Origin of the sequence: Sinomonas atrocyanea (genome assembly GCF_030811715.1) — a bacterium.
Classification (GTDB): Bacteria; Actinomycetota; Actinomycetes; order Actinomycetales; family Micrococcaceae; genus Sinomonas; species Sinomonas atrocyanea_A.
Window position 1 is genome coordinate 23,069 of the sequence record NZ_JAUSRH010000014.1, and the last position, 12,687, is coordinate 35,755.

General features: G+C 72.6%; 11 protein-coding genes. 4 read left to right on the top strand and 7 right to left on the bottom strand.

The window, feature by feature from the left end; translation table 11 throughout:
* The first annotated feature begins 153 nt into the window (after positions 1–153).
* From J2W21_RS17205 to J2W21_RS17215, 3 genes are all read left to right on the top strand, one after another.
* On the top strand, positions 154–1,320 hold the full coding sequence (locus J2W21_RS17205; protein ID WP_307115742.1) for a CaiB/BaiF CoA transferase family protein: 1,167 nt from the start codon (positions 154–156) through the stop codon (positions 1,318–1,320).
* A gap of 293 nt (positions 1,321–1,613) precedes the next feature.
* The gene (locus tag J2W21_RS17210) at positions 1,614–2,828 is read left to right on the top strand and encodes an acyl-CoA dehydrogenase family protein (RefSeq protein ID WP_307115743.1); all 1,215 of its coding nucleotides are present in this window, start codon (positions 1,614–1,616) and stop codon (positions 2,826–2,828) included.
* Positions 2,825–4,390, top strand: a complete 1,566-nt coding sequence (locus J2W21_RS17215) for an aldehyde dehydrogenase family protein (protein WP_307115744.1) — start codon at positions 2,825–2,827, stop codon at positions 4,388–4,390. Before J2W21_RS17210 ends, J2W21_RS17215 begins: the two co-directional genes overlap by 4 nt.
* Positions 4,391–4,393: 3 nt before the next feature.
* On the opposite strand, the gene J2W21_RS17220 is transcribed toward J2W21_RS17215, so the two are convergent.
* The 7 genes from J2W21_RS17220 to J2W21_RS17250 all read right to left on the bottom strand — a co-directional run bounded on the left by J2W21_RS17220 (position 4,394) and on the right by J2W21_RS17250 (position 11,309).
* Positions 4,394–5,680, bottom strand: a complete 1,287-nt coding sequence (locus J2W21_RS17220; protein ID WP_307115745.1) for an APC family permease — start codon at positions 5,678–5,680, stop codon at positions 4,394–4,396.
* Between the two features lie 75 nt (positions 5,681–5,755).
* Positions 5,756–6,817 carry an enoyl-CoA hydratase/isomerase family protein gene (locus tag J2W21_RS17225; RefSeq protein WP_307115746.1) on the bottom strand — a complete coding sequence of 354 codons (1,062 nt, stop codon included), beginning with the start codon at positions 6,815–6,817 and terminating at the stop codon, positions 5,756–5,758.
* Between the two features lie 49 nt (positions 6,818–6,866).
* Entirely contained in the window at positions 6,867–7,703 is an 837-nt protein-coding gene (locus J2W21_RS17230; protein WP_307115747.1) for a gamma-glutamyl-gamma-aminobutyrate hydrolase family protein, read from the bottom strand.
* Complete coding sequence (locus tag J2W21_RS17235) at positions 7,700–8,797, bottom strand: glutathione S-transferase family protein (protein ID WP_307115748.1); 1,098 nt, start codon at positions 8,795–8,797, stop codon at positions 7,700–7,702. The genes J2W21_RS17230 and J2W21_RS17235 overlap by 4 nt, the downstream gene beginning before the upstream one ends.
* 22 nt (positions 8,798–8,819) lie before the next feature.
* Positions 8,820–9,683 (bottom strand): amino acid ABC transporter permease, encoded by an 864-nt coding sequence (locus tag J2W21_RS17240; RefSeq protein ID WP_307115749.1) that lies wholly within the window; start codon positions 9,681–9,683, stop codon positions 8,820–8,822.
* Entirely contained in the window at positions 9,680–10,327 is a 648-nt protein-coding gene (locus tag J2W21_RS17245) for an amino acid ABC transporter permease (protein WP_307115750.1), read from the bottom strand. The genes J2W21_RS17240 and J2W21_RS17245 overlap by 4 nt, the downstream gene beginning before the upstream one ends.
* A gap of 10 nt (positions 10,328–10,337) precedes the next feature.
* A complete protein-coding gene (locus J2W21_RS17250; RefSeq protein WP_307115751.1) occupies positions 10,338–11,309 on the bottom strand; it encodes a glutamate ABC transporter substrate-binding protein in 972 nt (323 codons plus the stop codon).
* Between the two features lie 178 nt (positions 11,310–11,487).
* Between J2W21_RS17250 and argE the strand changes: the two genes are divergently transcribed.
* Positions 11,488–12,675, top strand: a complete 1,188-nt coding sequence (argE, locus tag J2W21_RS17255) for an acetylornithine deacetylase (RefSeq protein WP_307115752.1) — start codon at positions 11,488–11,490, stop codon at positions 12,673–12,675.
* Positions 12,676–12,687 lie beyond the last annotated feature (12 nt).

Genomic DNA, 12,687 nt, shown 5'->3' on the forward strand with positions numbered 1-12,687 from the left:
GGGGGCGGCGCGGGCCGCGCCCCGGAGCCCGCGGTGACCGCGCCCGCGGGCGGCGACCACGCGACGTCGTCCGCCCGAACCCCAGCTGGAGGTGCCCCCACTTTCGGACAGAACCCCCGTCTGGAGCGCAGGGCGGCGACCGAAGCGCAGGGCATGTCCGCCGCGACGGCCCCGCTCGAGGGGGTTCTGGTCGCCGACTTCTCGCGGGTGCTCGCCGGGCCCCTGGCCACTATGACGCTCGCCGACCTCGGCGCGCGGGTGGTGAAGGTCGAGCGGCCCGGGTCCGGGGACGACACCCGGCACTGGGGGCCGCCGTTCTCCGCGACCGGCTCCACGTACTTCGAGAGCGTGAACCGGAACAAGGAGTCGGTCGAGCTGGACCTCGGCGACCCCGAGGACCTCGCACTCGCGCGGGAGCTCGCGCTGCGGGCCGACGTGCTCGTGGAGAACTTCAAGCCCGGTGGGCTCGAGCGGCTCGGTCTCGGATACGAGGCGCTGGCTGCCGAGAACCCGGGGCTCGTCTACGCGTCGATCTCTGGATTCGGCTCGGCGGGCGGCCGCGACCTCCCGGGGTACGACTTCATCGTCCAGGCCCTCGGCGGCCTCATGTCCATCACCGGGGCACCGGACGGAACGCCGGGAGCGGGACCGATGAAGGCCGGCGTGGCGCTCGTGGACGTGCTCACCGCCAAGGACGCCACGATCGGCATCCTCGGGGCCCTGACCGAGCGGGTCCGGACCGGGCGTGGCCGCAGGGTCGAGGTGCACCTGCTCTCCTCGCTCCAGGGCGCGCTGGCGAACCAGGCCCAGGCCTACCTCGGCGCCGGCGTGGTGCCGGGCCGCATGGGCAACGAGCATCCGTCGATCGTGCCGTACCAGCTGCTCGCCACCGCGGACGCACCCCTGGCCGTCGCGGCGGGCAACGACTCCCAATTCACCCGGCTGTGCGAGGCGATCGGCGCCCCGGACCTCGCCGAAGACCCGCGGTTCTGCACGAACAGGGCCCGGGTGGCCCACCGGGCCGAGCTCGTCCCGCTGCTCGAGGCCGGGCTCTCCGGCGCCTCCGCCGGGGCCTGGCAGGACAAGCTCACAGCGCTCGGCATTCCTTGCGGGCGCGTGGCCGACATCGGGGAAGGCCTGGACTACGCCGAGTCGCTCGGGCTCTCGCCCACGGTGGAGGTCCACGACCCCGCCGGCACCGTGATCGGCCGGCAGGTGCGCCACCCCATCACCTGGATGCCCCCGCTGCCGCCGCGCACCCAGGCGCCGCCCTCGCTGGGAGCCGACACGGCCGACGTCGTCCGCTGGCTCCGTACCTGACTCCGCAACCCGCCGTACGTGACTCCGCAACCCGCCGTACGTGACTCCGCAACCCGCCGTACGTGACTCCGCAACGCGACGTACGTGACTCCGCAACGTTGAGGAGCCACCTCCGTCCCGCTGAGGAGTCACCTCCGTCCCGCTGAGGAGTCACCTCCGCAGCATTGAGGAGTCACCTCCGCAGCGTTGAGGAGTCACCTCCGCAGCGTTGAGGAGCCACTTCCACCCCTCCTCCACACCCTCAGACGTGAAAGGAACCCACCGCCATGACTGCCACCGCTAGCCTTGCCGGCATGGACACTGCCGCAGGCAACATCACCGCCCCCGACCCCGCGGACCTGATCTCCTTCGACTCCCTCCTCTCCGCCGAGGAGCTCGCCCTGCGCGACACGGTGCGGGCGTTCGTGCGCTCCGAGATCAAGCCGAACATCGCCCGCTGGTACGAGGAGGCGACCTTCCCCCTCGAGATTGTCCCCGAGCTGGCCAGGCTCGGCCTGCTCGGCATGCACCTGTCCGGCTACGGCTGCGCGGGCCGCTCCGCGGTCGAGTACGGCCTCGCCGGCGCCGAGCTCGAGGCCGGAGACTCCGGGCTGCGCACGTTCGTCTCCGTCCAGGGGTCGCTCGCGATGTCCGCCATCCACAAGCACGGCTCCGAAGCCCAGAAGCAGGAGTGGCTGCCGCAGCTGGCCGCGGGCGAGGCGATCGGCTGCTTCGGCCTCACGGAACCGACCGCCGGCTCGGACCCCGGGTCGATGACCACCTTCGCGCGCCGCGACGGCGACGGCCCCACCGCGGACTGGATCCTCACCGGCGCCAAGCGCTGGATCGGCCTGGCCAACGTCGCCAAAGTCGCCGTCATCTGGGCCCAGACCGGGGACCACGGCGACCCGCGGGGAGTGCGCGGCTTCCTCGTCCCCACCGCGACCCCCGGCTACACCGCCACCCCCATCCAGCCCAAGCTCTCCATGCGCGCCTCGATCCAGTGCGAGATCGACCTCGACGAGGTCCGCCTCCCCCACGACGCGGTCCTGCCGAACGTCACCGGCCTCAAGGGCCCCTTCTCGTGCCTGAACGAGGCCCGCTACGGGATCATCTGGGGCGCGATGGGCGCCGCCCGCGACGCATTCGAGGACGCCCTCGCCTACTCCAAGGAGCGCCTCCAGTTCGGCCGCCCGCTCGCCGGGTACCAGCTCACCCAGGCCAAGCTCGTGGACATGGCCCTCGAGATCAACAAGGGCTTCCTCCTCGCCCTCCACCTCGGCCGCCTCAAGGACGCCGGCAGGCTCGCCCACCACCAGATCTCGGTCGGCAAGCTCAACAACTGCCGCGAGGCGATCGAGATCTGCCGCGAGGCCCGCACCATCCTCGGCGGCAACGGCATCACGCTGGACTACTCGCCGCTGCGGCACGCCAACAACCTCGAATCCGTGCGCACCTACGAGGGCACCGACGAGGTTCACACCCTCATCCTCGGCCAGCAGCTCACCGGAGAGGCGGCCTTCCGGTGACCGCGGGAACGGACACCGCGCGGGTTTCGACTCCGCTTCGCTCCGCTCACCCACCGCAGCTGCGCCTCCTCATCGGCGGGGACTGGGTGGCGGGCGACGGCGGCCCGCTCGCCTCCCGCAACCCGGCCCGCCCCGACGAGGTGGTCGCCGAGGGCACCCAGGCCGTGCCGGCCGACGTCGACCGTGCGGTGCGCGCGGCCCGCGCCGCCGCCCGCGCATGGGCCAGCACCCCGATCCACGGCCGCGGAGCCGTCCTGGCCCGCGCGGCGGCGGCGCTCGAGGGCCGGGCGGATGAGCTCGGTCTCGAGCTGGCCCGTGAGGAGGGCAAGACGCTCGCCGAGGGCACGGGCGAGGTGCTGCGCGCGGCGCAGATCCTGCGCTACTACGCCGGCGAGGGCGATCGCGCGGCGGGCGAGCACTTCGCGTCCCCGCGCCGCGGCGAGCGGATCCTCGTGACCCGCAAGCCCCTCGGGGTCGTCGGGATCGTCACGCCCTTCAACTTCCCCATCGCGATCCCGGCCTGGAAGATCGCGCCCGCGCTCGTCTACGGGAACACGGTGGTCTGGAAGCCGGCCTCGACCGTGCCGCTGCTCGCGGCGCGGCTCGCCGAGGCGCTCGACGGCGCGGGCCTGCCCGCCGGCGCGCTCAATGTCCTGATCGGGCCGGGGTCGCTCGGCACCGAGCTCGTGCGGCACCCCGGGCTCGACGGGCTCTCCTTCACCGGCTCGACGGGGGTGGGCCGCATGCTCGCCGGCGAGGCGGCCTCACGCGGGGTCCCGTTCCAGGGCGAGATGGGAGGGAAGAACGCCGCGATCGTCCTCGCGGACGCAGACCTCGACCTCGCCGCCGAACAGGTCCTCTTCGGCGCGTTCCGCTCCAGCGGGCAGAAGTGCACCGCGACGTCGCGGCTCATCGTCGCCGACGAGGTCGCCGACGAGCTCCTCGCGCGGCTGACCGCCCGGCTCGACGCGTGGCGCGTGGGCGATCCCAGCGACCCCTCGGTCCACATGGGCCCGCTCGTCACCGCATCCGCGGCCGAGGGAGTGCGGGCCGCGGTCGCCGCGGCCGAAGCCGAGGGCGCGCGGGTCGCCTACCGCGGGCAGGCGCCTGACGGTGACGCGCACGACGGCGCCGACGCACCGTCCGCGTTCGTCCCGCCCACCATCCTCGAGATCCCCGCCGCAGCCGCGGGCGGCGAGCACGGAGCGGGAGGCGGGCAGCCGGCGTCGTGCGTCCCGAGCCGGAACACGGCGTGGCGCGAGGAGCTCTTCGGACCCGTGCTCGCGGTGCGCCGCGCGGGCTCGGTCGAGGAGGCCTTCGCGCTCGCGGAGGACTCGGAGTTCGGGCTGTCCGCGGCCCTGTTCACGCGGGACATCGCCACGGCCCTCGAGGCGGTCGACGCGCTCGACGTGGGCATCCTCCACGTCAACTCCGAGTCGGCCGGCGCGGACCCGCACGTGCCGTTCGGCGGGGCGAAGAAGTCCGGGTACGGGCCCAAGGAGCAGGGCGCAGCGGCGCGGGAGTTCTTCACCCATACCACCACGGTCTACCTGCGGGGGTAGCGCTCAGGCCGCCGTCGTCCTCCGACGCAGCCGGAGGACGACGGCGCGCCCCACCAGCCCGACGGCGAACATCACCACGCCTGCGGCCACCGACTGCCAGGGCAGGGTCGCGACGAGGACGAGGCACCCGATGGCCCCGAGGACGTTGAGGGTGCGGGGCCAGCGCCGGTCCGCGGCCGGCTGGGTGAAGGCGGAGGCGTTCGCGACCGCGTAGTAGACGAGCACGCCGAAGGACGAGAAGCCGATGACCCCGCGCAGGTCCGTGGTCAGGATGAGGACGCTGACCACGACGGCGAGGGCCATCTCGGCGTGGTGCGGGACGCGGTGCACGGGGTGGACCGCGCCGAGCCATGCGGGGAGGTCGCGCTCGCGGGCCATCGCGAGGCTGGTGCGCCCGATCCCGGCGATGAGTGCCAGGAGCGCGCCGAGGCTCGCGACCGCGCCGCCGACGCGCACCACGGGAGCGAGCCCGTCGAGGCCCACGGCGTGGGCGGCGTCGGCCAACGGCGCGGAGGAGGCCGCGAGGACGCCCGGGCCAGCAGCGGCCAGCGCCGTGACGCCCACGACCGCGTAGACGACGACGGCCATGCCCAGCGCGAGCGGGATGGCCCGGGGGATGGTGGTGCGCGGGTTGCGGACCTCCTCCCCCATGGTGGCGATGCGGGCGTAGCCGGCGAACGCGAAGAACAGCAGGCCCGCGGCCTGCAGCACGCCGTAGACGCCGCCGGAACCCGCGGGCTGGTCCGCCGCGATGGTTCCCAGGCTCGCGTGGCCGCTGGCCCAGAGCCCGATGACGAGCACGGCCAGGGCCGCGAGCGTGATGGTGACGAGGACGCGGGTGAGCTGGGCGGTCCGGGTCACGCCGCGGTAGTTCAGGCCCGCGAGCGCCAGGACCGCGGCCACGGCGACGAGGCGCTGGATCCATGCGGCCCCGGGGACCGAGGCGGGCAGGGCGTAGCTCGCGAAGGTCAGGGCCATCGCGGCGCACGAGGCCGTCTTGCCGACCACGAAGCCCCACCCCGCGGTGAACCCCCACCACGGGCCGAGGCGCTCGCGGCCGTAGACGTAGGTGCCGCCCGAGGTCGGGTAGGCGGCGGCGAGCTGGGCGGAGGCCGTCGCGTTGCAGTAGGCCACGAACGCCGCGATCGCGAGGCCCACGAGCAGCCATGCTCCCGCCGCGCGGGAGGCCGGGCCGAACGCGGCGAACACGCCCGCGCCGATCATCGACCCGAGGCCGATCACCACGGCGTCGGGCAGCCCGAGCCTGCGGGCGAGCTGGGGGTTGGTCACGGGGCCACTCTAGCGAGCGAAGATGGCGGGCGGGCCGGTTCCGACTCCGCTCCACCACCGTGACGGTGCCCGCGCTCAGTCCCCGCCGAACGCGGCCTCGACCTCGCGCGGGTCGACGTCCTCGATCCTCGCCGGGTGCCATCGCGGCGCGCCGTCCTTGTCGACGAGGAGCGCCCGGATGCCCTCGCGCATGTCGCCGCGGGCCACGAGCGCGGCGCCGAGCCGGAGGTCCTGGGCGAGCACGTCGACCACGTCCATGACGGCCGCGCGGCGCAGCGCCTCGAGCGTGACCACGGCCGAGAAGGGGCACACCGAACGGATCGCCTCCTCCGCCGCACGGGCGCCCTCGTGCCCCTCGGCGGCGAGCTCGACGAGCCGGTCCAGGATCGTCTGGGCGTCGTCGCCCGCGTAGGCCTCGTCCACCCATTCCCGCTCGGCGGCGAGCGGCGCCTCGGAGGCCAACAGCGCGAGGGAGCGCACGGCGTCGTGCGCGGCCCCCAGCGCCGTCTCCTCGGTCACCTCCGGGTCGCCAAGCCGCGTGCCCAGGAGGTCCACCAGCTCGCCGAGCCGCTCGGAGGGCACGAGGTGGTCGGCCCAGCCGAGGTACACGGCGTCCGCGCCGGTCGCGGTCGAGCAGGTGAGTGCGAGGTGCGTGCCGAGCTCGCCCGGAGCCCGGGCGAGCAGCGCAGCCATGCCGACGTCCGGGGTGAACCCGATCCGCGTCTCGGGCATCGCGACGGACGTCCGCTCCGTCACGACCCGCACCGAGCCGTGCGCCGAGATGCCCAGGCCGCCGCCCATCGTGATGCCGTCCATGAGCGCCACGTACGGCTTCGGGTACCCCGCGATCAGGGCGTTGAGGCGGTACTCGTCCGCCCAGAACGCAACGGCCGCCTCGTCGGGGCCGTCCCGCAGGGCACGGACGTCGCCGCCGGCGCACAGCCCGCGGCCCTCGCCGCGCACGACGACGGCGCGCACCTCGGGTTCCTCGGCCCACCGCTCGAGGGCCTCCTCCATGGCAAGGACCATGTCCCGGTCGAGGGAGTTGAGGGCACGGGGCCGGTCCAGGGTGATGATGCCCAGTGGGCCCCGGGTCTCGGTGCGGACGTGCTGGGTGGGACTGTGCTGCTCGGCCATGGCGCGCCTCCTTGCGGACGTGGCTTCTCAAACGGACGGACGTGACTCCTCAACGCGACGGAAGTGACTCCTCGGCGGTGGGAGCGGTGGGAGCGGTGGGGTTGCTCTGGCGGGTCCGGTCGGCGGCAGCCTCGCGGCAGGCCGCGGCGAAGGTGCCCATGATGGCCTCGAGCTGACCCGGTGCGGCACCCGCGGTCTGGGGGTCTTCGGGGTGCCACTGGACCGCGACGAGCCAGACCTCGGGATCCGTGGCCTCGATCGCCTCGATCACCCCGTCGGGCGCGGTCGCGGCGACGCGCAGGCCCTCCCCGAGCACCGCGGCCGCCTGGTGGTGCCCCGAGACCACGCGGGCCCGGTCTCCGAGCATGCCTGCGAGGCGGGTTCCGGGCTCGATCTCCACGTCGTGGAGGACCATCGGCCCGGTGGGGTCGGCGTGGTTGCGGTGCATGCCGGGGACGCCGCCCGCAGCAGTTCCGGGAAGGTCCTCGTGCAGAGTCCCTCCGAGCGCGACGTTGACCAGCTGCAGCCCCCGGCAGATGCCGAGGACGGGACGGGCGTCGGCGAGCGCCCCGCGCACGAGGCGCGTCTCGGCGTCGTCCGCGGCCCGGTCCACCGCGTCGATCGTGGGGTGTGCGCCGTCCCCGCCGTACAGGGCGGGATCGACGTCGCCGCCGCCCATGACCACCACCCCGTCGAAGTCCTCCGCCGCGGGCAGCCTCCCGGTGGCCGCGTCGAGCACGACGGCGTGCGCCCCGGCGGCCCCGAGCGCGGCGGCCGCGCTGGCGGTCAGGCCCGCGAGCTCTGTGTGGAACCACGGCTCGTGGGACGGCGCGGTGTCCGCCCAGGTCACGGCGATGCGCGGCGCCGCGGCGGCCGGTGCGCTCACGCGCCGCCTCCCGCGGACGCAGCCGGGTAGAGCGGGTTGTGGCCGGCGGCAATCCGCTCGGCCTCGGGCGGCGGCCCGGGCGGGGTCCCGTCGCCGAACGGGCGGCCGCCGAGCCCTTCGCGGCCGTGCGGGGTGAGCCAGTTCGACAGGTCCGGCCCGTCCGGGACGATCCCCGTCGGATTGATGTCCTCGTGGACGATGTAGTAGTGCTGCTTGATCTGCACGAAGTCGATCGTGTCGCCGAATCCGGGCGTCTGGAAGAGGTCCCGGGCATAGCCCCACAGCGCCGGCATCTCGGTGAGCTTGTTCCGGTTGCACTTGAAGTGGCCGTGGTAGACGGGGTCGAAGCGCGCGAGGGTGGTGAAGAGGCGTACGTCGGCCTCGGTGATGGTGTCCCCGACGAGGTAGCGCTGGCGGCTGAGGCGGTCCTCGAGCCAGTCCATCGCGTCCCAGAGCCGGGCGTAGGCGCGGCTGTAGGAGGCCTGGGATCCGGCGAAGCCACACCGGTAGACACCGTTGTTGACGTCCGCGAAGACCCGGGCGTTGACCTCGTCGATCTCGGCGCGGAGGGCCTCGGGGTACAGGTCCGGGGCGCCCTCGCGGTGGAGCGCGGTCCATTCGAGCTCGAAGTCGAGGGTGATCTGCGGGTAGTTGTTGGTGACGACCGCACCGCTGGACTCCTCCACGATCGCGGGGACGGTGATGCCGCGGGGGTAGTCCGGGAAGCGCCGGAAGTAGGCCTCCTGGAGCCGCTCGATGCCGAGGACCGGGTCGCGGCCGTCCGGGTCGAGGTCGAAGGTCCACGACCGCGCGTCGTGGGTGGGGCCAGGGAGACCGAGCGAGATCGCGTCCTCGAGGCCGAGCAGGCGGCGCACGATCACGGTCCGGTTGGCCCAGGGGCACGCTCGGGCGGCGACGAGGCGGTAGCGGCCGCGTTCAGCCGGCCACGCCTTCGCCCCGTCCGGCGCTGGGCTGCCGGGCGGAAAGGTGCCGTCCCGCGTGATGCGGTCCTCGATGTAGTTCGTGTCCCGGGTGAACTCCTCGCCCGTGTGGACGTAGGCGCCCTTGGTGCTGAATGCGTCGCTGCCAGCCATGCCGCCAGCCTAGCGGTCCGCCTCAGCCGATGCCCGCCGGTGCCGGTTCCTGCTCCGGCAGCCCGGCTCGCTTGCTCGCGCGGGCCGTGCGCCCGGAGACCCGGCTCTCGAGGTACCGGGCGAAGTGCGAGATGAGGATGTTCGTGACCACGTAGACCGCCGCGATGACGAGGAAGGTCTGGATGAGGTGGTTCGTGTACGCGGTGAGGTTGTTCGCCGTCTTCATCAGCTCCGGGTAGCTGACCGCGTAGCCGAGGGTCGTGTCCTTCAGGAGCACCACCAGCTGGGCCACCATCGACGGCACGATGATCCGGATCGCCTGCGGCAGCACGATGAACCGGGTCGCCTGGGAATGCTGCATCCCCAGGCTCAGGGCCGCCTCGACCTGGCCGGCCGGGAGGGCGAGGATGCCGGCGCGGAAGATCTCCGCCATCACGGCCGAGCTGCACAGCGTGATGGGGATGACGAGCTTCCAGAAGATGTCCGGATTGATGCCGTAGGTCGGAAGGCCGCTCACGAAGATGTACACCACGAGCAGCAGCGGAACGGAGCGGAAGAATTCGATGTAGGCGGTGGCCGGCCAGCGCAGCCAGGCCCGGTGCGAGGTGCGGCCGAGGGCCATGAGCAGCGCCGTCGGGATCGCGAAGAGCGCCGAGGCCGCCGCCGCGAGCGCGGTGTTGCCGAGGCCCGCGAGGAGGAACTGGATGTAGGGCCATTGCGTGAACTCGGCCCAGCGGTCGGAGGCCAGCTGCCCGGCCTGTCCGAAGCGCTGCACGACGAGGAAGGCCACGGCGAGGATGGCGAGGACGCTCAGCACCGTGACGATCCGGATGGTGCGCCGTCCTCGGGGGCCGGCGGCGTCGAAGATGTGCTCCTGGGTGCTCACCGCTGGACCCTCCACCGCTTCTCGAGCCGCGCCCCGACCCCGCCCGCAAGCAGCGAGATGATCACATAGGCGAACGCGACGATGACGTACGCCGTGAGGCCGAGGGCCGCCTGGTTGTTGATCTCGGAGACCTGCAGGGTCAGGTCCTTGACGCCGATGACGCCGGCGAGCGAGGAGCTCAGCAGGATCCCGATGAACACGTTCACGAGCGGCTGGACCACGCTCCGGTAGGCCTGCGGGAACAGGACGTGGCGGAGCACGCCGAAGAAGTCGAGGCCGATCGAGCGCGCGGCCTCGATCTGCCCGACCGAGACGGCGTTGATGCCGGTGCGGACCGCCTCGCACGTGAAGGCCCCGCCGAGCAGGGTCATGGACAGGGCCGCGCACGTGAAGAGGTCGAAGGTCAGCCCGATGTCCGGCAGCCCGAACGTCACGACGACGAGCAGGCTGATCAGCGGGATGTTGACGAACAGCTCCACGTACACGCGCCCCACCGCGCGCAGCGGCACGATCGGACTGATCCGGAAGGCAGCCATGACCGTGCCGAGCACGAGCGATCCCAGGAAGCTCACCGCGGTGAGCCTGGCCGTCATCCACAGGCCGTCGAGCAGCTCGGGGAGGTAGGTGGTGAACAGCTCCTGCATGGCGCGCCGGTCAGGAGGCGATGGCCGGCGGCTTGGGCGGATCCGTCTTGACGACCTGGCCCACCGTGGCCTTCCACAGCGCGGCCCACGTGCCGTCCTCCTCGATGGACTTGAGCCACGCGTTGACGAACGCGAGCGCGTCGCTGCCCTTGTGCAGTCCGATCCCGTACGGGTCCGCGTTGCCGAACGGGTCGCCGACGATCTTGACGTCCTTGTTCTTGGCCACGTCCGAGAGCAGGATCGACTGGTCGATCACGTAGGCGTCGACGCGGCCCTGCTGGACGGCGGCGAGGCACTTGGGATTGTCGTCGAAGGTCTGCACGTTGGCCTTCGGCGCGTACTTCTGCAGGAGGGCGACGCCGGTGCTGGCCGCCTGGGTGGCGACGTTCTTGCCCGCGAGGTCGTCCACCGAGTTGATGGACGAGTTCGTCGACTTCACGAGGATCGCCGACTTCGACTCGTAGTACGGGCCACCGAAGTCCACCTTCTGCTGGCGCGCCGGGGTGATCGAGTAGGTCGCGATGACCAGGTCCACGGACTGGTTCTGCAGGAGGGTCTCACGGGTGTCGACCGTGACCTGGCTGAGGTTCTCCTTGGGCTGGCCGGTGATGTACTTCGCGAGCAGCTGGGAGATGCCGGCGTCGAAGCCCGCCACCTTCCCGGTGGCCGGATCCCGCAGGGAGAACAGCGAGGAGGTGTCGGTGCCGCCCCGGTTGATCGCACCGCGGGCCTTGATGGCCTTGGCCCACGCGTTCCCGTCCACGAGCGAGGCGTCCGCGACCTTGCCCTTCGACAGGACCGCGTCGTACGCCGCGAGGTCGATCACCGACCCGGACGCGCCCGCTGAGCCCGATCCGGAGGGCGCAGGGAGCGAGGGGCTGCTCGAGCACGCGGCGAGCGCACCCGCGCCCAGCGTCCCCAGGCCGATGCCGAGGAGCTTCCTCCTGCTGAGCTGGAACCCGGCGATCTCGATCCGTTCCATGGCTGTACCTCCACGACGTCTGGCCCGCGAGCGGGCCGTCCAATGGCGGGGCCGGCGCCCCTCGACGATCTACGATTCGCCAGTCTAAGCATGATTTCCGTCACGCACGCACGTGCGCCGCGGGAAACGCGGGACTACTGTGAAAATCCCGAGACCCTCCGAACGCTAGGACGTGGACGTGGACCTGGAAGCGATCGAATCAGCCGTCTCGCGGGAGACGATGGACTGGATCACGCGCCTGATTGGACTCGACACCACGAGTCGGGACTCGAACCTGCCGCTCATCGACCTCGTCGCCGCGGAGGTGCGCCGCCACGGCGTCGAACCCGTCCTCGTCCCGAATGCGGAGGGCAGCAAGGCCAACCTGATCGCCACCTTCCCGGCCTCCGACGGCTCGGTCCACGGCGGGATCGTCCTCTCCGGCCACACCGATGTGGTTCCCGTGGACGGCCAGGAGTGGTCGAGCGCCCCGTTCGCGCCCGAGATCCGCGAGGGGCGGCTGTACGGCCGCGGGGCGTGCGACATGAAGGGGTTCGTGGGCGCCGTCGTGGCCCGGATCGGGCAGATCGCCGCCGCGGACCTGCGCGAGCCGCTCCACCTGGCCTTCTCCTACGACGAGGAGATCGGCTGCCTCGGCGCCGAGGACCTCGTCAAGGACATGGTGGGCCGCGGGCTCCGGCCGAGGGCGTGCATCGTCGGGGAGCCCACGGGCATGCGGGTGATCCGCGGCCACAAGTCCATCAACCTCGTCCGCGTGGACTTCCGCGGGGTCGCCGCCCACTCCTCGCTCACCCCGAACGGCGTCAACGCCATCGAGCACGCCGCGGCGTTCGCCCGGTTCGTGCGCTCGGTCGCGGACGAGTTCCGCCAGCAGGGCCCGTACGACGACGCCTTCGACGTTCCGTACACGACCTGCACCGTGAACCTCATCGAGGGCGGGATCGCCGTCAACACGATCCCGGCTGACTGCAGCCTCCACTTCGAGTTCCGCTCCATCGGCGGCGTCGACTCCCGGGCCCTCCTCGGGCGCTTCCGGGCCGAGCTCGCGCGGATCGAGGGCGAGATGAAGGCGGAGGACCCGCAGGCGGGCGTGGACGTGACCATCGTCGCTGCCGCGCCGGGGCTGGAGACGGCGGCCGACGCCGAAGTCGTCCGCCTGGCCGCGGAGTGGGGTGGTGAGCCGAGCACGGAGAAGGTCGCCTACGGCACCGAGGCCGGCCTGTTCGACCAGGGCGGCATCCCCACGGTGGTGTGCGGCCCGGGAGACATCGCGCAGGCCCACTCCGCCGACGAGTACGTCGACCTGGCCCAGCTGGCACGCTGCGAGGCGTTCCTCGACCGGGTCATCGCCCACCTGTTGGCCTGATCGGCCTGGACC

Coding starts and splice junctions, on each gene's coding strand:
- J2W21_RS17205 (WP_307115742.1), top strand. CDS start 154: ATGTCCGCCGCGACGGCCCCGCTCGAGGGGGTTCTGGTCGCCGACTTC.
- J2W21_RS17210 (WP_307115743.1), top strand. CDS start 1,614: ATGGACACTGCCGCAGGCAACATCACCGCCCCCGACCCCGCGGACCTG.
- J2W21_RS17225 (WP_307115746.1), bottom strand. CDS start 6,817: ATGGCCGAGCAGCACAGTCCCACCCAGCACGTCCGCACCGAGACCCGG.
- J2W21_RS17235 (WP_307115748.1), bottom strand. CDS start 8,797: ATGGCTGGCAGCGACGCATTCAGCACCAAGGGCGCCTACGTCCACACG.
- J2W21_RS17245 (WP_307115750.1), bottom strand. CDS start 10,327: ATGCAGGAGCTGTTCACCACCTACCTCCCCGAGCTGCTCGACGGCCTG.
- J2W21_RS17250 (WP_307115751.1), bottom strand. CDS start 11,309: ATGGAACGGATCGAGATCGCCGGGTTCCAGCTCAGCAGGAGGAAGCTC.